This is a genomic window from Paenibacillus marchantiophytorum (assembly GCF_014640555.1).
In the GTDB taxonomy this organism is placed as follows: domain Bacteria; phylum Bacillota; class Bacilli; order Paenibacillales; family NBRC-103111; genus Paenibacillus_E; species Paenibacillus_E marchantiophytorum.
Genome location: NZ_BMHE01000011.1, coordinates 1 through 21,932 on the forward strand (window position 1 = coordinate 1; position 21,932 = coordinate 21,932).

The 21,932-nt window shown below is 48.0% G+C and carries 16 protein-coding genes; 1 reads left to right on the forward strand and 15 read right to left on the reverse strand.

Going from position 1 to position 21,932, the window contains the following annotated elements:
• Nucleotides 1–611 precede the first annotated feature (611 nt).
• From IEY34_RS12925 to IEY34_RS12985, 13 genes are all read right to left on the reverse strand, one after another.
• Nucleotides 612–1,994 carry an extracellular solute-binding protein gene (locus IEY34_RS12925; protein WP_189012139.1) on the reverse strand — a complete coding sequence of 461 codons (1,383 nt, stop codon included), beginning with the start codon at nt 1,992–1,994 and terminating at the stop codon, nt 612–614.
• An 85-nt stretch (nt 1,995–2,079) separates the two neighbouring features.
• A complete protein-coding gene (locus IEY34_RS12930) occupies nt 2,080–2,817 on the reverse strand; it encodes a (S)-benzoin forming benzil reductase (protein WP_189012140.1) in 738 nt (245 codons plus the stop codon).
• Nucleotides 2,818–2,899: 82 nt separating this feature from the next.
• Nucleotides 2,900–4,369: a phytoene desaturase family protein gene (locus IEY34_RS12935; protein ID WP_189012141.1), complete on the reverse strand. Its 1,470-nt coding sequence runs from the start codon at nt 4,367–4,369 to the stop codon at nt 2,900–2,902.
• Nucleotides 4,366–5,622, reverse strand: coding sequence for a glycosyltransferase family 2 protein (locus IEY34_RS12940; protein WP_189012142.1), 1,257 nt, complete (start codon nt 5,620–5,622; stop codon nt 4,366–4,368). Before IEY34_RS12940 ends, IEY34_RS12935 begins: the two co-directional genes overlap by 4 nt.
• Nucleotides 5,598–6,353 carry a lysophospholipid acyltransferase family protein gene (locus tag IEY34_RS12945; RefSeq protein ID WP_189012143.1) on the reverse strand — a complete coding sequence of 252 codons (756 nt, stop codon included), beginning with the start codon at nt 6,351–6,353 and terminating at the stop codon, nt 5,598–5,600. The genes IEY34_RS12940 and IEY34_RS12945 overlap by 25 nt, the downstream gene beginning before the upstream one ends.
• Entirely contained in the window at nt 6,322–7,044 is a 723-nt protein-coding gene (locus IEY34_RS12950; RefSeq protein ID WP_189012144.1) for a carotenoid biosynthesis protein, read from the reverse strand. Before IEY34_RS12950 ends, IEY34_RS12945 begins: the two co-directional genes overlap by 32 nt.
• The gene (locus IEY34_RS12955; protein WP_189012146.1) at nt 7,041–7,916 is read right to left on the reverse strand and encodes a phytoene/squalene synthase family protein; all 876 of its coding nucleotides are present in this window, start codon (nt 7,914–7,916) and stop codon (nt 7,041–7,043) included. Before IEY34_RS12955 ends, IEY34_RS12950 begins: the two co-directional genes overlap by 4 nt.
• A 4-nt stretch (nt 7,917–7,920) precedes the next feature.
• Nucleotides 7,921–9,363, reverse strand: coding sequence for a phytoene desaturase family protein (locus tag IEY34_RS12960; RefSeq protein WP_189012147.1), 1,443 nt, complete (start codon nt 9,361–9,363; stop codon nt 7,921–7,923).
• A complete protein-coding gene (locus IEY34_RS12965) occupies nt 9,354–10,904 on the reverse strand; it encodes a phytoene desaturase family protein (protein WP_189012150.1) in 1,551 nt (516 codons plus the stop codon). The genes IEY34_RS12960 and IEY34_RS12965 overlap by 10 nt, the downstream gene beginning before the upstream one ends.
• 111 nt (nt 10,905–11,015) lie before the next feature.
• Nucleotides 11,016–11,927 carry a MerR family transcriptional regulator gene (locus tag IEY34_RS12970; RefSeq protein WP_189012152.1) on the reverse strand — a complete coding sequence of 304 codons (912 nt, stop codon included), beginning with the start codon at nt 11,925–11,927 and terminating at the stop codon, nt 11,016–11,018.
• On the reverse strand, nt 11,927–12,427 hold the full coding sequence (locus IEY34_RS12975; protein ID WP_229757629.1) for a glycosyl-4,4'-diaponeurosporenoate acyltransferase CrtO family protein: 501 nt from the start codon (nt 12,425–12,427) through the stop codon (nt 11,927–11,929). The genes IEY34_RS12970 and IEY34_RS12975 overlap by 1 nt, the downstream gene beginning before the upstream one ends.
• Entirely contained in the window at nt 12,424–13,566 is a 1,143-nt protein-coding gene (locus IEY34_RS12980; protein WP_189012154.1) for a glycosyltransferase family 2 protein, read from the reverse strand. The genes IEY34_RS12975 and IEY34_RS12980 overlap by 4 nt, the downstream gene beginning before the upstream one ends.
• Nucleotides 13,563–15,020 carry an aldehyde dehydrogenase family protein gene (locus IEY34_RS12985; protein WP_189012156.1) on the reverse strand — a complete coding sequence of 486 codons (1,458 nt, stop codon included), beginning with the start codon at nt 15,018–15,020 and terminating at the stop codon, nt 13,563–13,565. The genes IEY34_RS12980 and IEY34_RS12985 overlap by 4 nt, the downstream gene beginning before the upstream one ends.
• A 131-nt stretch (nt 15,021–15,151) precedes the next feature.
• On the opposite strand from IEY34_RS12985, the gene IEY34_RS12990 reads away from it, so the two are divergent.
• Nucleotides 15,152–16,657: a phytoene desaturase family protein gene (locus IEY34_RS12990; RefSeq protein WP_189012158.1), complete on the forward strand. Its 1,506-nt coding sequence runs from the start codon at nt 15,152–15,154 to the stop codon at nt 16,655–16,657.
• A 67-nt stretch (nt 16,658–16,724) separates the two neighbouring features.
• Here the strand turns inward: IEY34_RS12990 and IEY34_RS12995 are convergent, their stop codons facing one another.
• Nucleotides 16,725–17,771, reverse strand: a complete 1,047-nt coding sequence (locus IEY34_RS12995) for an S-layer homology domain-containing protein (protein ID WP_189012160.1) — start codon at nt 17,769–17,771, stop codon at nt 16,725–16,727.
• A 116-nt stretch (nt 17,772–17,887) separates the two neighbouring features.
• On the reverse strand, nt 17,888–21,169 hold the full coding sequence (locus IEY34_RS13000; protein WP_189012162.1) for a pectate lyase-like domain-containing protein: 3,282 nt from the start codon (nt 21,167–21,169) through the stop codon (nt 17,888–17,890).
• Nucleotides 21,170–21,932 lie beyond the last annotated feature (763 nt).

Here is a 21,932-nt window from a genome sequence, read left to right on the forward strand (position 1 = left end):
TCGGTTTCTTTGGTACTATGCAGCTATCCGACTCCCTGCGCACCGTTTGGCATTCTCCTTTTTGATCAGTTGTTTGCCATACTCTCATGTGTTTTCCTAACGAGTACTCCTTCATGAAAGAGTCGCAGGGTCTCCCAGGTTCCCGTGTAACCATTGTGTAGCATGCCTGGCTCTATGACCCCGGGGAAGCTTGATTGCGCTAACCACTTTTTTTTTTTTTCTTTCGCTAAATCAAGTGTTGCCTTCCAGTGTACGCAAACTGTCGGCCTTCCCATTGCAACTATTTTCGAGGCTCCATCACTTTCAGGCCTACTACCTAACTGTCTACGCTTAGCACCCGACATTACTGGCGGCAGCCCAAGACTCGTTATTGGTGGCATGGCTTTTGCCTTTCCAAGCAGGAGTTCCACCTGCTAAATTACACGACTTTACCGCGGTCGCTCACGTACTGCAGTTCCCTCAACCTCTGGATAATGACACATTTGGCTAGAATAGCGCACCGTAGTTCCCTCCCTCGACGCGAGGAAGCTGGAGTAACTCCGCGTTCACACGAAAACGCACAAAAGGACCTGGCCAGCGGGCTAGGTCCTTCTATTGCCTTGCGATCCAAGTTAGACGTACATCGAATCCTTCAACTGACGGCAAACACTTTCGAAATCATCAAGTCTTGCCCAGTACAGCTTGAACATATGCCGCATCGCTTCCAATTCTTTAAATGTCACATTCATGTCTGAATAGAAGCTGAACGTTGGAATAATGTCCCGGTACATCATGTAGTGGGACGGTCTGGACAATATCTCTTTCCCAGTAGACTCAGCAACGGTTTTGAAGCTTGGGATGCTGAGCGTCGTCTTGCGAAGATGCATTTGCGCTTCTGACGAAGCCAGAAAATCCACCAAAGTTTTGGCTGCATCTTTATTTTTGCTCAACTTATGAATCGCCAATCCAATAATTAACAACTGCGTCTTCGCCTCTTTGGAGTAAGGCAGCGGAGCAATATCATAGGCGAATTCGGCATTGCGCAAATGGTTCAAACTGTAATAGCTGGTTACGATCATCGAAGCCTTCTGCTGCAAGAAAAATCGTTCAGCATCCGAATCGTTTTCTGACATATAGACCGTTTCCGGGTTCATGTCTTCAAATAATTGGTAGCTGATCTGCATCGCTTCCTTGAAATTCTCATTATCCAGCTTCAGCTTCCCTTGCGCATCTCTTTCAAAAACGACGCGGTTTTGCAGCAAGAACAGCGGCCAGCGATTAATGGACTGCAAATGAAACAGGATGCCAATCCGATCCTGCTTCTGTCTGATGGCTGCAGCCGCTTTTTGCACGTCCGACCACTTCCAACTGCTGTCCGGCTCAGGCCAATTCGCTTCTTGAAAATGATCTTTGTTGTAACAGAGCACGATCGGCGAAAAAATCATCGGCTGCACATACAAATGATTGTCTTCTGCGAACGGCTCCAGCAGAAATGGATATGTACTATCTCGGCGCTCCATCGGTTCCAGAATATCCCCGACGGCCCCTTCCCCGCGAATAGACTCATAATTGTAGGTATTCATCGTGATCAGATCGATTCCGTCCCTCTGCAGCGCCTCTTTCACATTCTGGCTAAAATACGATTGGGACAGCGGAATCATCTGCACATCCACATGCGGGTGCCGATGTTTGAACATCTCGACCAACTGCAATAAGTTGGCTTCCAGCGTTAAGCTGGGGTAATATCCGAATTTCAAAGTAACCCTTTCGCTTAAACCAGGTCCAACGACACGCGTGCCGATACGCGGCACCTTCTCGATCATCTTCTGATCAAGCAAGGTGTCCAACCCTTTGCGAATGGAATTTTTGCTAAGTTGAAACTGCTCAGCCAGCATTAATTCAGATGCCAGATACTCGCCAGGCTTGAGATTCCCCGTTACGATATCTGTACGAAGTGAGGTGACCATCTCTTCCAAGCGGTTTCGGAAGGTTGATCGTTTAGGTTTGCCCGCCATTATATCCCAGAACCTCCGAGTAATTCAAAATATTGGTCTCTATCTGGGTTATATTATAGCGTAAACGTTTGCAATTCACCACCAGTTAAATTTCAATAACAGTTCCTTGTATAAAGTGATCTCCAAGCAGCAATTTAATTAACTTCGTTGCCACATCCGCAGGAGAAGCCAGCATACCGCGATCTTTGACCATTTGAAAGATATCCGCTGATGCAAAAGTTTCCTTGTCCATATTCCTGGCTTCTGTCTGGAGAGCCGTATCGATCATACCTGGCCAAACGGACACCACTTTCACGGCATTTGCTCCATCTCCCTGTTCAGCTCCAACGCATTTGGAAAAGACGTCCAGCCCGGCTTTCGAGGCTGAATAAACGCTCATACCTGGAAGCAGGTTTTTGGCGGAGCTTGAGGAGATATTCAACACTCTTTTCTCTATTTGAAACGACTCAGATAAACGAATGAACAAGGATGTCAGCACGATCGGTGCAAGTAAATTTACGGTAAGATTCTGTTTGAACTGCTCTGATCTCCCCTGCTCGATTCGGGATAGCGGCGAGACAACGGCTGCATTATTAATCAGGTAGATCCCTTCCACGTTCGATCTATCTATCCGGCTGAAGGCTTGTTCCATTATCGTAGCAATCTGGTCAGTATCATTTAAATCAATTTCTAGGTAGTCTATTGGTGGAATTGCAGAAATAAGTGCCGTGTTCATCGTTCTCGTTCTGGACAGACAGATGAGATGGTGTTCGGGTTGAATAAGTTGTTCAGCAAGAGCTTCACCGAGGCCGCGAGAGGTGCCAGTAAGCAAAAAATATTTCATTCCATATCACTCCTTATAGCTAGTGACCAAATTCATCTTCGTTTCTTCTAGTTGAGGATTAATATGTCTCGATTTTATGACTTCATCGCGAAAGGATCGCTTCAGCAACGAGCTGACCCGATCGTGTGACCATTGGCGTTCCTCCACCTGGATGGGTCGTACCGCCGACAAACCATAACCCTTTCAAATTTGCTTGATTGGAGGGTCTAGCAAACGTTTGGCGGACAGAATTCGAAGAAATGCCATAAATCGCCCCCCGATAAGCTGAAGTTTGCATTTGCAACTGGTCTGGAGTAAACGTATCTGAAACTTGAACATTTTGTGTAAATCCTGACAAACCATAGTACTCAAGTTTCCTCCAGAGCTGCCTCTGATACGTGTCGGCTTGTTCCTCCCATTTGATTTTTGGTGATGTCGATGGTGCATTGGCTAAAATGAAGAGATTGCTGCCTCCATCTGGCACCACCCCATTCTCCGAATATCCCGAATGACAAACATAAATGGCAGGATCTTGCGCTGCTTTCCCTTCTCCAAAAATGTCATAAAACTCACGCCCATAATGCTCAGGAAAGAAGACTGTATGATGAAGCAACTTATCGAAGGTTTCCTTGCTCCCGACGAGGGAAACGAACCCTGACAGTGATGGCTCGTAAGCGGTGATTCGGTCATTTCTCATCGATGGGCGCTCTGATTCATTAATCAAATCTTGGCATATAGATAACACATCTCCGTTCGCTATAACGATGTCAGCCGCATAGTCTCCATCGCTCGAAACCACACCTGTGATGTGGCCATTGGCGGATGAAATCTTGTCAACCCTCACCGATGTACGAATCATTACACCCATCTCCATGGCCAACTGGCGGAATGCTTCTACGATACGATAGGTACCACCTTGAACGCTATATACGCCGATTTGTAATTCTAAATGAGCAAGCATAGCGAAAATAGCAGGTGCATGGCTCGGAGCCGAACCTACATAAGTGGCGTAGCGTCCGAATAAGGCTAACGTATTGGGATGCCGGAAATAACGCCTCAATAAGCGATCCAATGTCAACCACGGTCGAATTCGCAAAAGTCCACCTAACAGTTGCCAATCGGTTTTGTCCCGCCACGATAACAACAGCCGATTCATAAACAACCGATCAGCGCGCTGATACAGCTCAGCGGATTCTTTCATGAAAGCTCTCAAATGTTTCGCATCCGCAGGGCTAAACACGGCAATCTGAGCTTCCATTTTAGCCAAATCAGAGGATGTATCGACGGAGGTTCCATCATGAAAGTGATTCCGTGTACCCGGATCGACCGGATAGAATGTCACGTAATCCTCCATCCGTCGCCCGACATTTGTAAAGACCTGCTCGAAGACTTGTGGCATGGTTATCGTACTAGGCCCTCGATCAAAGTGAAAGCCCCCGAGCACGACGCGCTGCAGCTTGCCTCCTAATGTTGGCTGCTGTTCCAGCACAGTTACTTGATAGCCTGCATGAGCTAGCCGGATCGCTGCAGACATGCCACCTAAACCGCCACCAATGACGATGACTTTCTTCATGAGTAACGCCTCCCTTTCCACTCATATCCCTTGCCAGTAAAGCTTGCCAACCACGAAGCTAATGCAATGGCAGTCAGCAAGCATATGCTAGCTGGTAAGAAAAAGCTCAACCACCATGGCTGACCGCTTCCTCGATCAATGACCGCTTTTATGCATACGCCAATCAAATATCCTAGCAGGCTTGGTAAGAATATATTGGATTGCCAGGGCAGGGAAGATATTGCGATTTCTACAGAGATACAGATGAGTAGCATCAAAGGTGGAAGGAGATAGAGAAGTCCATAAGTCGTTAACATAAAGGTTAGAATCAGACTATTTCGTCCTAAGCCTGCGAATATATTCTTCTTATATCCGTTCCATACACCTGCGTCATCTTGATACATCCGCATGGAGATATGGGGGCGAACATCGGCTAAGGTGACGGGGAGCCCGGCTTTTTTGACGGCGCTGGCTAGCTGCATATCATCGACAAGATGACTCTTGAAGCCGGCATGCCCGCCTGTCGCCCTGTAGCTTTCTGCGGCAATCAGCAGAAAAGCGCCGTGGGCGGCTACGAACTTGGGGTCTGCCGACTGCCGAACGAGTCGTATCGGCAGATGGCAGGCAATGGAGAAGCTCATCATCGGAACGATGAGCTTCTCCATCCACGTGCCGGTTTCCTGCAAGGGGAAACCGGTCACGAGCCCTTGACCCTGCGCGAGCGCGGTGTCCAGAGCAGCGGCAAGCGCCGTTGGCGCGAGACGCGCATCGGCGTCGAGGAAGAGCCACCACTCGCCGCGCGCAGCTTCGGCGAGTTGGTGGCACGCGTGCGATTTGCCCAGCCAGCCGGGCGGCAAAGCCGCTCCTGGCAGAACGCGCACGCGAGGATCGCCAGCCGCCGCGTGGCGCGCGGCATCGGCCGTGCCGTCCGTGGAGCGATCGTCCAACACCAGCACCTCCAGGTGCGGGGACGGCTCCACCAACACCGATCGCAAGCACGCTGCGATGTTCATCGCTTCATCGCGTGCGGGAATAAGCACCGACAGCCGCGGCTTTATATTCATCATCTCCGCTGCTTCCTTTACTACTTCTATCTCTTCCCGCCGCTCTACTCCTGCGTCCTGCTCCATTGCCAAAATACTCGTCTCTTCCCCATCCAGCCAAGCTCTCCCACGCCCGTTTCCACCAAGTTGAGGCAGCTGCGTGAGGTTCCAAATAACGAATAATAGCTGCAGCAACAAGGCTACAGCTACCGTCCAAAGAAAGATGTCCATTTTGCCACCCCGTTCTTCCAAGCATCGTACTTTTCATTCGTTGAACGCGTAGTTTGCAGGAGAGATCGTGCTCCGACTATTGCACCGCCATTCGTTCTGATTACTAGGTTGCGATGATCATCTAATTGTTGCTCCAAACGGGCGCGGAGCATTGCATTCCTAAGTTTCCTGCTTTCTAGCAGCCAATCATGCTCAATCTGCATTCCAAATAGTAGACTGACTTCCGCCTTCTGATGAAGACCGAGGGAATAATAAGCGGTTACCGGCTGTACGATTGCTTCTGGGCAACGCTCTAACAAGTAGCCTATCCCATTTTGAAACTGAAGCGGTCGATGTTCCAGATGTTGGATATCTCCTTGCGGAAATAGCCACACGCTATGCCCTTGCTTCAACAACTGTTCACTATAATGCAGAGATTCTATCACGCCCCGATATGAAGACTTGTCAATCGAAAAAGCTCCTATTTTTCGAAAAAAGCGATAGCGTGACATCTGCTTTTCATCCATCATCATGAAATGCTCGCGCTTGGAAGCACGAACAATAGCCTGATACACAATCAATCCATCCCACCATGAGCTGTGATTCATCATATAGAGCACTGGCCGTCCTGGAGGAGCCGGATCGATGTCACCGACCGTATCAATGGCGTGAAAATGGCGCTGCAACAAATAGCGTTCGTTATAGTGGCTAAACAGCCATTTAAACCATCTGCTTGTATCGGATGCGATCAACCCTTATCCCTCCTTGCGCCAGTAGAATGCCGGCAAATGCTATGATGAAAGGAATCCATAAGCCCTCTTTGGCACCCAGGAGCCCGAACATGAGCAGCATCGCTTGAACCAGCCGAGTGGATTCATACTGTATGTGCTTCGATGAACGTTGCGTTGGGAATAAGAGTGAAATCAGCGCAGCTATGACAAACCAGCTGATGAAGTTAGTTGCCGGAATGCCATAGAAGTCCCCTGGCTCTGCCCATACCCAAAATTGTCGTTCGAAAGCTACCGGATCCAGAACCATGTCAAAAATAACTGTCCATATCCCCGTTAATAGGGCACGGAGCCAGCGATTCGTCAACGTTAACATGTTAACGACAGCGATAAGGATGCCGATCCACGCACAGGGAATAGCGAGTGGAACATGACCTAACGAAACGCCAAGTACATGCGTATAGCTGTATTCTCCGAATGGCCAGCCTGTTCGAACCCCTACCTCTTCAATCACAAAGGTGATGGCGCCAATTATGATAATTCTCGCCCAACTTTCAATGCGCTTCTCGCCTAGCCTTGTTTCAAGGCTAGAGGCGTACAGGGCAAAGAATACGAGAAAAAGCCCATTCGAGAACGATAGCCAATTCGGAACACCAATTGTCAGCATCATCCCAAGCCCTATGAGATACCAAACGGTAAAAACAAGTCGAATCATAGAGATACCGCAGATCTTTCATTAGCTTCGGAGATGAACATATATTTCTTCTTTATATCCGCATACAGTTTGACTTTGCGCAAAGAGCCCACTACAGCCCGCTTTGTAAATACTTTATAATCAGCCGTTTTTACCTCATCTAGAATGGCTGCGTAGAAGCTGGCGGCCAGCTCGACGGAAAAAGCGCTCTGTGGCGAGTACGTTTCAATGCCCTGCATCCCACGTACAAACCAACTGCGCGACAGCGTATCAAGCTCTTGAATGAGTTGACGAAAGCGTTCGTTAATTACACCATCTTGAAATTCTTGTTCGCTGTAACCATGACGAGCAAATAAATCAAGCGGCAAATAGCGCCGTCCACGTTTCTGATCTTCACCGACATCACGTACGATATTCACAATTTGCATCGCTTTGCCTAGCCAAATGCCAGCCTCAACGATTGCTTGATCTGGATGATCATGCAGGACAGGCAGCAGCATTTCACCAACGGTACCTGCAACCAGATAGCAATAATCCTCTAGTTGAGCCATTGACTCATAATGGGTTAGGGTGTAATCGCGTCGTTGCCCCTCCATTTGTTTGAGAAATGGCATTGGGGTCACTGGGAATGTCGCGAAAAGCCACCGTAAGGATGGCCAAATGAAATGTCCCTCCCCCTCTTCCAGGTGGGTAAACTTTGATTCTATCTCATCAATGGTAAATGGAGAGAGGTCTGGTTCATCCACCGCATCATCAATGATTCGGCAAAACGCATAAATCACATAAACAGCTTCACGCCTTGGACTTGGTAAAGAACGAAAGGCACTGTAAAACGAAGACGAGCCCTTCTGAATCATGGCTTCACATTGGGATAAGCACATTGCAAGTTCCATCCCATCACTCCTTTAACAAATGATTAGCAAGTAGTTTAGCGCCTTGCATTACGATAGGTATACCTCCGCCGGGATGAACAGATGCCCCTACAGCATACAACCCTTCAATGGGATACGGTACGATTTGCGGTCGAAACACGGCCGATTGACCGAAAGTTGGAGCGATGCCAAAACTTCCTCCTTGGTAAAGCCCCTCGGACTCCGCATGCTTCGGTGATCGAACTTCCTTCCATTGAATCGCTGCCCTTAAACCCGGAAATCCTCGTTTCTCAGCCTCATCGATGACATGGTCAACAAGCGCGGGCAGTTCATCTTCCCATGATACGGAACCGTGTGGTGGTGACGGGAGCAACATATACATCACACTCTCACCCGGGGGTGCAGCATCTGGATCAATGGCTGTTGGATAAAAAATATAAAAAGATGGGTCCTTTGGGAGCTTATTCTTTATGAAAATGTCCTTCAACCCATCGGTTAATTCATTGGGGAGAAAGAACTGATGGGCAGCAGCATGTACCCATTGCTTATTCAGACCAAGATAGATCAGAATCGTGCCGGATGACGGTTTATAAGCTTTCTCAGACACAGTACCCTTAGGAAGCAATTTGGTCAGATGAGGAAAGTCCCCATTAAATACAACAGCATCATGTCTATTTTCGCCGCCATCTGCTACTTTTACACCTATACAACGACCAGCATCTAGTAATAATCCTTCTATCGACGTTTCTGTGCGTATCGAGACATGTCTTCTGCGCAGTTCCTCTTCAAGAATGGCAACTAAGCCGGCATAACCGCCTTTGACATACCAAACACCGAACGCATGCTCAGCATAGGGGAGCAGCGTGTATAGTCCTGGGGATTGAAAAGGCGCACCACCAATGTATAAGGTTTGTAGAGAGAAAGCATCAAGCAGTTTCTCATTACGAAAATATCTCCCTGCAAATGAACGTACACTTTTATACGCTTTCAACTTTGTTAATAGGGAAATGTTTCGCAACGTATAAAACTCTCGCTTACGCAAGAACGGCTTTTCCAGAAACGCCTCTTTCCCTTGCACGAAAGCTTTTTCCATGTCTTCCATATACCGTTGAAAGCCTTCGACTTCGTCAGGGAACAATCGTTGCAGCTCTTCAATCTGCCTTCGTTTATTCCGCCATTTATGGAAAACAGTCCCGTCCGCATAGTGAATGCGATATAACGGATCACATTCAAGCAGCGGAATGCGTGAACGTTCAATCCCCGCCTCTTCCAGAATACTAAGCAGCATCTCCGGCAAGAGAACGATCGTTGGTCCCTGATCAATCCGATAACCGCCGCCTTCTTGATAGGCCAATCTGCCGCCAAGCCGCGTGTTTCGTTCATAAATGGTCACTTTCTTACCCTGCTTGCTCAATAACAGTGCGGCTGTTAAACTGCCAATTCCACCACCAACAAAGGCTACTTCCATTGGGTTGCCTCCTTCTGCTTGTGGAGGGCTGAAGCAGCGCCGCCGACTCTGATGCGGTCCTTACGGTCTTGTGCCATTAGTAAGCGGGTTGAAATGCGAGCCGATTCAAAAATCGTCGGCAATCCGCTTCCCGGATGAGTCCCTCCCCCAACGAGCCAGCAATTGCCGAGCTCTTCGAAACGATTGTGGGGACGCAGCAGCATCATTTGATCCAGTGTATGGGCTAAATTAAAGGTTGCGCCTTCATAGACATCATGGTCATTCCGCCAATCTAAAGGTGATATTATGGCTTCTTCTTCAATGTGCGAGGAGAATCCCTTCAGCTCAGGCTCTTGCTCCATGCGGTTTATCATGGCCTCTTTCACGCGTTGTTGTTGCTCTTCCCATTTCACATTCGCACTCAAATTGGGCACTGGCATGAGGGCATATAGGGCGGTTTTCCCTTGTGGAGCAAGGGAAGCATCAATAATTCCCGGATTATGTATATAGATAGATGCGTCCTGTGAAAGCACCTTTTTGGTCATAATGTCATGTACATTCTCTCGATAATTCTCTGCAAAAAGCACAGTATGGTGAGGCATCCTAATCTCGCGATCCACCCCAAGATAAAGCATAAAGGTCGAGCAGGAATATTTCTTTTTCGCCAGCTTAGCTGAACTATATTTGTGAAGCTCCCCCGGTTCAAATAACCGGTTCATCGCCGTCGCAAAATCCGCATTAATGATAATATGATCGGCATCTATTTTGTCACCGCTATCTAAGAGCAGTCCGACTGCCTTTCCGTTCTTGCTTAGCACACTTTTGACGCCGCATGAGGTTGCAATCACACCCCCGTATTCCCTAATTACTTCCGCCATCGCTTCACAGACACGATTCACGCCGCCAATGGGGTGAAACAGGCCAAATTTATGCTCCAAATAGGCCAAAATCGTGAACGTACCTGGACAATCCCACGGGGACATGCCTAAATATTTGGCTTGAAACGTAAAGGCGTATTTTAATTTTTCATCTGTAAAATAACGAGACAATCTATCATACACACTGCCTACCGCATTAAGACGTGGCAACGCTTGAAACACATCGCGAGAGATATAGTCGCTTAGCTTGCCGAAAGGCCTTTGCAATAGGGGTGACACCCGGTTAAACTTCTCGCCTTCCTCTTTCATAAATCGTAAATACCCTTGGCCATTGCCGGGAAAAAGCTCCTCAATGCGCTCCACCATTCGCGCTTCATCGCGTGTAGGCGAGAAATGCACATCGCCAAACTGCAAGCGATACAGCGGATCTAATTCAATGAGCTTCACATAATCGTGTAAGGAGCGATTCACGGACTCGAACATCTCTTCTAGAAGCTGTGGCATCATGAAGAAGGTTGGCCCACGATCAAACTTATACTCACCTAGCTGTACGCGTGAGGTCCTTCCCCCAATGTAGGGCTGTTTCTCATATACGGTCACTTGATAGCCCCGTCCAGCGAGCTCCATTGCAGCAGCTAACCCGCCCGGTCCTGCGCCTATCACCGCAACTTTACCTAAACTCATCCTGAGGCCCACTTCCTTCCTTGAGCGTTCCACTAACTATACAAACCTTATACAAATATAATACATACTTGATAATAGTCTGTCTAGTTAATTATTGCCCAAGAATTCAAATTAGAACCTCAGCACCCGGTCTTGAAACCAATTTTCCCATTCATCCTGATTATCACTTGGAAGCACCCATGCAGCGTACGGCTCTGGCACATCCTGAAAACCCTGCCCGCCAAGAACAACTTCCAGTTCCAGATTAGATGCCCGCAAACGATCAATGAATGCAAAGGTTTGGTCCATTAATTTAGGATCAGTCAACGAGAGGCAAATGATCCGAATATGCTGCTCTTGCAGGATCTTCTGGATACCGTCCTCCGGCGTATCAGGGCCCAAGTACAGAACGTCTGCCCCTTTTTTTCGTAAAAATAAAGAAAATAAGAGAAGCCCTGCTTGGTGATGCTCGCCTGCTGGACATAGAGCCAACATACGCGGCACCCGCTCGTCCACAGGGAACAGATGAAAGAAGCTCAAACACCGCTGTGTAATGAATTGTGTAATGAAATGCTCTTGCGCAACGGATGCGCGTCCTTCTTCCCATTCCGTGCCCACTTTGATCATGACCGAGAATAAAATATGATAAATCATCATGTCGTAGCCGTACATTGAAAAGCCAAGCTCTACCATCGTTTTCGCTTGTTCGGTCCGGAAGTTACTCAAGCTGTCATATAAGCGGTCAATCATGTCCTGATGCGCTTGTTTGCCTGGATAAGCATCCGTTTCCGGCTTGTTGTCCAGCAGTTGTTCACGTAAATCCTGCTGCTCCTTCAACAAGCGAACCGCTTGCGAGATCGTCATGTCTTTCTCGTCTGTTTGTACTTTGAGAAAACGGAGATCTTCCATGTTTTTGTCCGTAAATAAGCGGTAGCCACCCTCCGTGCGAACGGGTTTAATTGCGCCGTATCTTGTTTCCCAAGCCCTTATTGTGACAGCCGGAATCCCTAGAAGTGTCGAGGCTTGCTTAATTGTGTACATCATTATTTCCCACTCTTTTCTGTCAATTTCCTAAGAATTCGTTGCAATCGGATGCGGTTATAGCGCTGTATGAGGATGAAAGGCACATTCGCTATAATGGCATAGATCATCATCACCCACCCATATAGGGGCTCATTCCACATAAAAAAAAGTGGCGCCGGCAGCATCGAACCAACATGCGTCCACTCCCCTCGCCGTGTTTCCCGTATAAATGTACTCACATATGCTTGATCCAGTTTAGCGAATTTCTTCTTCGCAAAGCCCCCAGGGAAAAGTCCTCCGCCATCGGGAAGTCTATCCTTCCAAGTGCGAATTCGGAGATACCGTTCAGAGATAATTTCTTCTCGCAGCCCATGTGAATCGGGCAACTTGCCATCTGTTATTCGTATAAACCACCCAGCTGGCATGACGAAAAATAGATAGGACACCCCCAAATGCACGAGAAGCCATCCTGTGATATCAGCAAGTAAAGTCCATATGGGCGTCATCTCGATAATTCTCATGGTTCCTCTCTCCCCTTTGAGGTTGAAATGGAGCGTCCCTTCCAAGTCACCTTGCGTTTGAAAAAGGTTTGCAGCATCGAGCTCGCGAAGATTCCCATGAAGGCAAACAGTGGAATCGGGAACAAGATGACTGTCATCACACTGAAGTTGCCCGCTCGTTTGAGCAGCGCATAGATCAATAGGGCGTATGCCGTATAGCTGGTAAAGCATAGCAGGCTAGCAAGGGGAGATGACCACATCTGTGAATTGATTGATTGTGTGACAACTGTCACCGCGCCCGTCAACCACCAGATAATCGCTAGTAAGCGTAGCGGCGTTGTAGAAGAAGCGCCAGAAGCGAAGCTTTTACTCCAGCCACTGACGAGCTGCCCAAAACCTTCCGGATACATGCGAAACGATAATACCCCTTCACCAGTTCGGTTACGTACAGGTTGCTGTTGTCTCGCCAATAAACTACCTAAACTGTGATTTTCGAGGATATGATGACGAATTGCCTCATGTCCGCCTGATTGAAAGTATGCATCCCGCGTACAAACAATACAAGGTCCGAATGCGCCTGTTGATCGGTTCCGGTTATGCTCAATGGGTCTCGGGTTTGCAACGGCAGCCAGTACCACGATGTTAAAAAATGCCGATAACGATTCATAGGGGCGCTTCATGATGTGATAGGGTTGAATGGAGAGAAGCCCGTTCTGCTCTAGTCCTGCCGCGGCCAGCTTCCATAGGCCTCCAGGTTCTATACAGGTATCTGCGTCTAAGAAAATAAGCAGATCACCGCTTGCGGCCCGCGCGCCATGCCAGCTCGCCCAGCTTTTGCCGAGCCAGCCGGGCGGCAGCTCGTCAGGGGTAATAATCCGAGCCGCGTAGGATAAAGCGACTTCTGCCGTACGATCCGTTGATCCATCGTCAACGACGATGACCTCGAGATCAGGGATGTGCTGCTCTTGGATGGATGGCAGCAACACAGCCAGATTCCGCTCTTCATTTCTCGCTGGAATGATGACCGAAATGCGGGGTAGGTTAGGGTTGTGACCCCTGGACGAAGAGTTACGATAATTCCCTTCCAGGGGAAGGATTTTGCCCAAGAGCCATGCCCCACAAATAAGTCCACCAAGCCACACAAACGTTGATGCGATCATACTCGTGGACCTCGACCAAACAAGAAGCGAATGCCTTTCTTCATGAATGCAAATGACGATTTCTTATACGGGTACCAGTTGATTTCGCGATTATGCCTGCCTTTCTTCACCATAATAGACTTGCTTTGACAAAAAGAAAGAAGTCCTTCCTCACCATGGGTGCGGCCGAATCCGCTCTGCTTCACACCGCCGAAAGGAAGATGCATGTTACTAATATTCCGAACAACATCGTTAATGACGCAATTGCCAGTCTCTAGTTGATCCGCAATTTTACGTCCGTTTGCTGCATATCGGGTGAAAATACTGGCATTTAGACCATAAGGAGAGTCATTAGCCAGCCTGATAGCCTCACTCACATCGTCAAATGCGAGTATGGGTAAGATAGGACCGAAGGTTTCCTCACGCATCACACGCATATCATTGGTAACATTTGTCAAGACTGTTGGTGGGAATAGTGGGGGTTCAGCATCTGGGGTTAACCCTCCTATTTCCACAATAGCACCACCTGAGACGGCATCTTGCAGCTGAGTTTGAACCTTCGACCAAGCTTCTATTGTTGTCATGCCGCCAACATCGGCCCATCGGCCTGCGATATCTTGTTGCAAGCTTCGTGTATGTCTCAGCACTGCTTCTAAGAACGGTTGATATTGCTGTCTATGTACATACACCCGTTCCACACTGATACAAGCTTGGCCACTATTTAGAAAGGCTCCCCAAACTGCTGCCGCTGCGGCCCGCTCGATATTCGCATCCGCGCACACGATCATTGGATCTTTGCCGCTTAATTCCATATCGCAAGGGATGAGATGCGCAGCTGCTCGCTGTAGAATGTTACGTCCTGCTTGTTCACCGCCAGTGAAGAAGATTTTATCAGGCTTCGCCTCAATCAGTCCTTCCACAATTTCGCTGCCACCTTGAATGACTTGGCAAAGTCCAACCGGAAAGCCTGCTTCGCTTAGTGTCGATGACAGCTTCGCGGCAACTCTGGGCAATTTCTCAGATGGTTTAAGCAGCACAGCATTACCTGCAATTAACCCAGAAATGACAGGCACTAGTGCAAGCTGCAAAGGGAAATTCCATGGTGTAATCACAAGTAAAACACCATAAGGCTCATGTACAACATAGGAGCGCGCCCCCACAAAAGCGATAGGTGTTCTCTTACGTTGGGTGCGTAACATCCGCGCTGCGCGTTTCTCATAGTAAGCGATGGCTTCTAAGGTGACATAGAGCTCGGTCATTAAGGTATCCATCGGTGTTTTGTGAGCTTCATGGGATAGGAGCTCGATCCATTCATCCATGTCTCGAACCAATAGCTGGCGAAGTTTAGCTAGTATACGGAGGCGTTCTTGAACCGTTTGTATTTTCCAAATGGGAAAAGCCCTCCGAGCCGCATGCATCGCAGCTTCCAGACGGCTCTGTTCATCGGTAGGTTCGTACGTGTTCGGCATGTTCATGTCCGTTCCTTCTTTCTGCTCGACATTCCAACCTTTGACATTACTTCTACAATAATTATACAATTGTGTATATGGTTTTGTCATCAGCATCGTTTCGGCATAATGACCAATGATGAGAGGATGTGCTCACTATGAGCAAAAAAATCGTAGTAATTGGAGGCGGCCTCGGTGGTCTGTCTTCCGCCATTCGCCTTGCGGCAGATGGACATCAGGTAACGGTACTCGAGAAAAACGAACGAGCTGGCGGTAAGTTAAATATGAGATCCGGGCAAGGATATTCCTTCGATACGGGTCCCTCTATATTGACAATGCCTTGGGTTTTGGAGCAGCTCTTTGCTTCTGCAGGCCGTCGTTTAGAAGATTACATGACATTAGTTCGTGTCGAGCCGCAATGGCGCACTTTTTTTGAAGACGGGGTAACCTTGGATATTACAAGCGATTTACCTCAATTGTTACAGCAATTCGAACAAATTTCACCTGCCGATGCGGCTGGGTTCCTCTCTTATTTGCAGTATAGCCAAAACATGTATCTCCTCAACACCAAAAGCTTCTATAACCGTAGTCTCTCTGGCTTAAGCGATCTTCGTCGGTTCCACTCTATGAAAGAACTGCTGTCTATGGATCCTTTAAGGACGATGCATCAGACGACAAATCGGTTTCTGAAGGATAAACATATTCGACAATTGTTTGATTTTTTCATTATGTATATCGGATCCTCGCCGTATGCAGCCCCCGCTGTTCTGTCACAATTAGTTTATGTGCAAATGGGACTTGGCATCTACTATGTTGAAGGCGGAATGTATCAGATTGCTGAAGGCATGCTGAAGCTGCTTGGCGAGCTTGGCGTAGAAGTTCGCACCTCCTCACCTGTTGCTCAGATTCAGACTCTAGGCCGGTCGGCAACTGGCGTTATTCTAGAGGATGGCAGCTTTGTGGACGCTGATCTCATTGTTTCTAATCTAGAAGCGATTCCTGCTCATCACAGCCTATTGAAACAACATCCTAAATCAGCGGAGCGTGCCAAAGATTTGGCCAAATACGAGCCAACGGTATCAGGGCTTGTCCTACTCCTTGGTGTGGATAAAGTGTATGAGCAGCTTCTGCATCACAATTTCTTCTTCTCGGAGGACCCTGATCGGGAATTCAACGATATTTTCGTAGAGGGAAAAGCTACGGCTGATCCGACTGTGTATGTCGGCGTTTCCAGCAAATCCGATCCGAGTCAAGCACCTCAGGGCAAAGAAAATCTCTTCGTGCTTACGCATGTTCCCCCGCTTAAACCTGGTGAGAGCTTCGTTTCCCAGAAAGAGGCGTACCGTGATCTCGTTCTGTCTAAGCTCGAACGCATGGGACTGACCGATCTCAGGCAGCATATTGAATTCGAGTATACATTTATTCCGGACGATATTCAGCAGCTGTATGGGTCTAATGGCGGCTCGATCTATGGGGTGGTTACGGACCGCAAGCTCAATGGCGGCTTCAAAATCCCGAGCAAGAGCGACCTCCTCGACAACCTCTATTTCGTCGGCGGATCAACGCATCCCGGTGGCGGCGTCCCGATGGTGACCTTGTCTGGCCAACTCACCGCAGATCTGATTAAAGAACATTTGAGCAGTGCAGAAAAATCAGTAATGTAATAGAATTGTCAACAAAAAAACGAGTAAACTCGTAGAGTCTGCTCGTTTTTTTGTTGATTACACATCATTAACGTTTCTGCTCCACGTACGCAAGTAGATTTTGGATCAGCATCGCAGCTTGCGCCCGATTCGATGTTTCTTTCGGATGAATGCCTTGATCATAACCTTGAATCAGTCCAAGCTTCACGAGTATCGCAACACTGCCGATGGCATAATCGGATATGATGGACGCGTCATTGAAGTCATCTAATACGGATTCACTGGTTGCTAGGCTTAATTGCGCCGCGCGCAGTGCCCGATCCGTTAGCACCATCATGTCTTCTCTTGTGATTGAGGCTTTGGGCCGGAAGTTGTTGCTTTCGTCCCCTTGTACAATGTCCAAACCTCTAGCCTGCGCCAATGCTGTCGTATAGTACAGGCCGTCCTGCACATCATCGAAGCTTTGACCTGCCTCGCCCTTGAGCTTCAGTGTCCGCATGAGCAGCACAACAAAATCAGCGCGCGTTATCGAAGCTTCCGGACTGAACATACGATCCGAGGTGCCGGTAACGATGCCGGCTTTTGCCAGTGCTTCAATGGCCTTAATAGCCCATTCGTAATTATCAAGATCATCGAATAAATAAGGACTTTTTATCGTAAAATTATGCTTAGCATCTATTTGAAGTGTCGCACTTGCAAGTGCCGAATCGACGGTCTTCACCTTGCTGATGCGCAGCTCAACTTGTCCATAGCGAATGGCTTCGAACTTCACTTTATATAAGATTTGATCACCGTCGATTCCCTTGACTTGACCAACACGTGTATGCGCAAGTTGAATGTGATTCTCCTTTTGAATAGGTCCAACCGAAAATCCGGATACCTCTGTCTTAGCTTCTATCAGTTTCAATGTTGTGGCATCCACATCCAAATTAATTTCAAAAGCATAGAGATCTTTGAGATGGCTCCCTTTGATCAGAACCTCCACCGTATCGCCTTTGGAAGGCGTATCATTCGAGACGGATAATGTATAAACAGGTTGCTTATCTACTTCCGTTGCCGCAGATGCGAAAGGAAGATTCATCGTAAGTAGGATCAGTAACGCCAAACAACGGGTACCCCATTTCCGCAAGCCCATTCGGATTTCCCCTTCTCCATCATAATGTGTATGGATATATAGCAGGAAAACCCGCCATGCAAGATACATTTCGTATCATGCATGGCGGAGTTTTACCTGTTGAATATTACATCAAACTATTGCAATATTTTTTGCGCAACCGCAGCCAAATCTTGGATATCCACTTGATTATCATTGTTATAATCTGCCTTCTTGTATTGTTCCCAATCTGGATCGGCAGAAGTTTTACCATAAGCCGCTGCAACAATGGCCAAATCGCCAATGGAGAATTTGCCATCTCCGTTCGTGTCACCAGGTGATCTGGTAATGACAGATCGAGTAAATGTTTGCAGCGCTGCATTCAATGTTGTTACGGCTTGCGCCACTTGTTGACGCGTCGCATCAGGGTTCGCAGCAACTGCTTTCGCTTGATTAATCGCAGTTTGCAGCGCAGCTTTCGCGCCGGCTTGATATTGACCAGCTTGTGTGCCTTCAACTGCCGCATCATGCGCAGCTTGTGCATCTGCAATTCGCGTATTAAGCGATGTAAGATCAACACTTGCTTTAATCGCTAACGGATGAGTAGCACCATCCATTTGCACTTCAATCCCTTGCCCATCCGCCAGCGTCAATTGCGATAGCGTAATGGCTGTATTCGCAAGGTCGTCTGGCGACTTCGCTTTCCAATGAAGCTTAATCAATTCGCCATTAGTGCTTGAGCCGCTTACATTGGCTGTGATCAAGCGAATTTTATTGGATTCCAGCTTCTTATCTACGAGGATTAAACCCTCTTTCACTGCATCTGCAGAAACAAATTCCAGCAGATTCCCATCGAAACCTAAAGTAATATCTTGTGCGTAGACACTCGTCGCAACCCCATTAACGACTAATGTTGTATCAAAGGATTGCCCGCCAGCAACCGCAGACGGTCCCGTCAACGATGTGCCAGCTGCTGTACTGCCAAATACATTGACTTCCCTTACAGACCACCAACTTGACGATGTTCCCGTTTGTACAACCTTGATATAACGGGCATTCTGCGCTGAGAAATTGGCTGTAACGACGGGTCCAGTGCCTGTTCCGCTGGCAATTGGACTGCCCCAGTTCGTGCCATCTGTAGAAACATATACCTCATAGCCACGCGCATAATCTTGACTGCTTCCAGTTGAGTCCATCACAATCTTATAAATGCTTTTAATCGCTTTCATATCCAGTGTGAAAGACTGCCCTGGAACCATCACCGCGCCTGTGCTCCAACGCGTATTCATGGAGCCATCAATTAGATTCGCCGGACCATCTCCGCTTGTCGGGGATGAAGTTGCTGTCCAGCCCGTGCGGTCCAACGGTTTGGCCGGTGTTGTTCCGCTTGCCGTATTGCTGGCTGCGGATACGTTGCCTGCCGCATCTTTTGCCTTAACCGTATACGTGTAGGCCGTTGCTTCAGCTAACCCTGTGTCATTATACGAGTTCGAAGCTGGCGTCGCGATAAGCACCCCATCGCGATACACTTCATAGCGAGCTACACCCACATTGTCTGTGGAAACATTCCAGCTCAAATTGATTTGGCTGCTCGAATTCACCGTCGCCGTCAAATTCGCTGGCACTGTTGGCGCAGTCGTATCTCCAGCGTCGGAGCCAACGAATTCCGTTACCGTTTGCCGCATCGCATCACCCGGTGAATTGGCATAAACGCTGCCTCCGGTTGAGTTGACAATATGCGTGATTTCGCTGCCAGGCGTTCCGTTCAACCAAATCGTTGTCGCATGGTGAATTTTCACACCATCCACTTTTGGCACTTCAATTGCGCTCTCGAGCTTAACAGCCGCATCTTTGAAGTAGGCATACACACCAAGGCCCCAAGCTTCATGACTGGTTACAGAATCAGCAACCTTATAAGAAGCATACCCCTTGACGGTTCCGTTTTGACTCATCCAAGCTGCTTGATTGGGAACATCATAAGGAATTTCCGATTGATAGAAGTAGACACGGCCGCCATTGCCATTCCACAACGTTTGATACTCATTATGGTGTTCATTAAACAGGCCATACAGAGTGACATTATTGCCATTCACGACAAGACCGTTCTTCGAAACGTTGTTCGTCCATGCCGCCCCAGCGCCATGGTCTGCGCGCCACAACCAGAAATGATCACCGATCACCTGATTGCTGTTAATCTTGAGCGCCACATCATTGGACCCCGCCGTAGCACCGCCTGTTCGGAAGAAAATATCATGCAGCGAAGTGGGATTAGCAGAATGATCCGCTGCGCTGCCGTTAGGACCAACTTCGAGAAGAGTAGCCGATGTGATGGGGCCTGCCTCATAAACAAGACCTGCAATCTTCACGCCATCGACGTCAGCAACTGTCATTATGGCCTTGCCCGTATCCGGTATTAACGTAGGCAGACCGAGACCGAGTACAACCGTATTGACATTATTGATACGAATTGTATCATTCAAGTGATAGATTCCCGGCGTAAATAAAAGATTCTTGCCCTGCCCTAGTGCTTCATTAATACTGGCCGCATTGGAAGTATCCGGACGCGCAATGTAGAACTGATCGATTCCAATCGATTGGCCTGGCGTCGAGCCATTTGCCCAGCTAACTCCCTGTGTATTCGTTTGAAGCGAGGGTACGAACACTTGGTACTGCCCAGCATCATTGATATACACGTAAGGTTTCTCACGAATAATCGGCGTTTTCTCGACTACCGTGTAAGGTGGATTCGGGAATTGACCAGCAGGCGGTTTGGCATCACCAACGAATACCATGTTCCAAACCCCGTTGGACCAACTGGCATACTGGCTGTTTCGCGTTAACCATTGCTGCTGTGAGGCTGGCACGATCGCGTTGTCTATAATGGAATCTGCGAGAAATCCTCCGCTTGCCCATCCAGCATTCCAATTCGCATCAAAATCAAACAATTGCAGCTCGCCCTTGATATGCAGCCTACGAAGAGGCGCAGCCTGTGAAACCGCGATTTGCGTTTTGCCGGTTGATGGCGCAATCGTCAGGTTCTCGATGGATCGCCAGAAATTCCGGGTCGCATTGCCGTTATCCCAGTCCGCATTCACGTTCAAACCGCCGTTAATCGTCACATCCCCTGGATTCTGCCCGAGCCCCGCCACTTGCGTGTTAAAACCAACATTGAAGTTAACATTATAGGTGCCTGGCTTGAACAAGAAGGCATCTCTTTCGCTTCCAAACTCGTTGGATTCTTGTCGGCTGAACACCGAATTCGTTATACCTTGAATGTCAGAGGCCGACATAGAAGGATCAAACACATACACATTGGGGCCAAAAATCGATGAGTTAGCCTCCGTAATCGGCGTAGCCGCCTTGGAAACGCCAGGAATCAAAAAACTAAGAGCAACAGCCATCACAGAAATCGATGAAACAATTTTACTTATCTTTCGCATCTTTTACCTCCCGTATAGTTAAATCCGTTCAGTTTCGTTTCTACTCTCAATGCGTAAGCGCTTGCATTATTAGTACTCGAAAACTCCTTTCCTTGTGAATCTGGCGTGTATTCGTAGTTGATAGAACCATCATAGAAAAATAACCCCCCTTTTGAAAGGGGCGAAATTAAGATTAAAGGGTTGGTTTATCAAGATTATGGGATAAATTAACTTATCATGGAAGGTTTTCAGCGTGCTAACGGGAAAACCTCCTGTGGATTTGGCGCTCATTTGGCCTTTTCCCTGCTGTTAAGGCTGTTTTTCAGCCTTACAGATGCCGATTCCTGTCCTCACTTAGCATTAGCGATGTTTTTCAGCGTTATCTCCGTGGATTCAGCACTCTTCTGGCCTTTTCCCTGCTGTTAAGGCTGTTTTTCAGCCTTACAGATGCCGTTTCTTGTCCTCACTTAGCATTAGCGATGTTTTTCAGCGTTATCTCCGTGGATTCAGCACTCTTCTGGCCCTTTCCCTGCTGTTAAGGCTGTTTTTCAGCCTTACAGATGCCGTTTCTTGTCCTCACTTAGCGTTAGCGATGTTTTGGAGCGTTATCTCCGTGGATTCAGCACTCTTCTGGCCCTTTCCCTGCTGTTAAGGCTGTTTTTCAGCCTTACAGATGCCGTTTCTTGTCCTCACTTAGCGTTAGCGATGTTTTTCAGCGTTATCTCCGTGGATTCAGCACTCTTCTGGCCTTTTCCCTGCTGTTAAGGCTGTTTTTCAGCCTTAC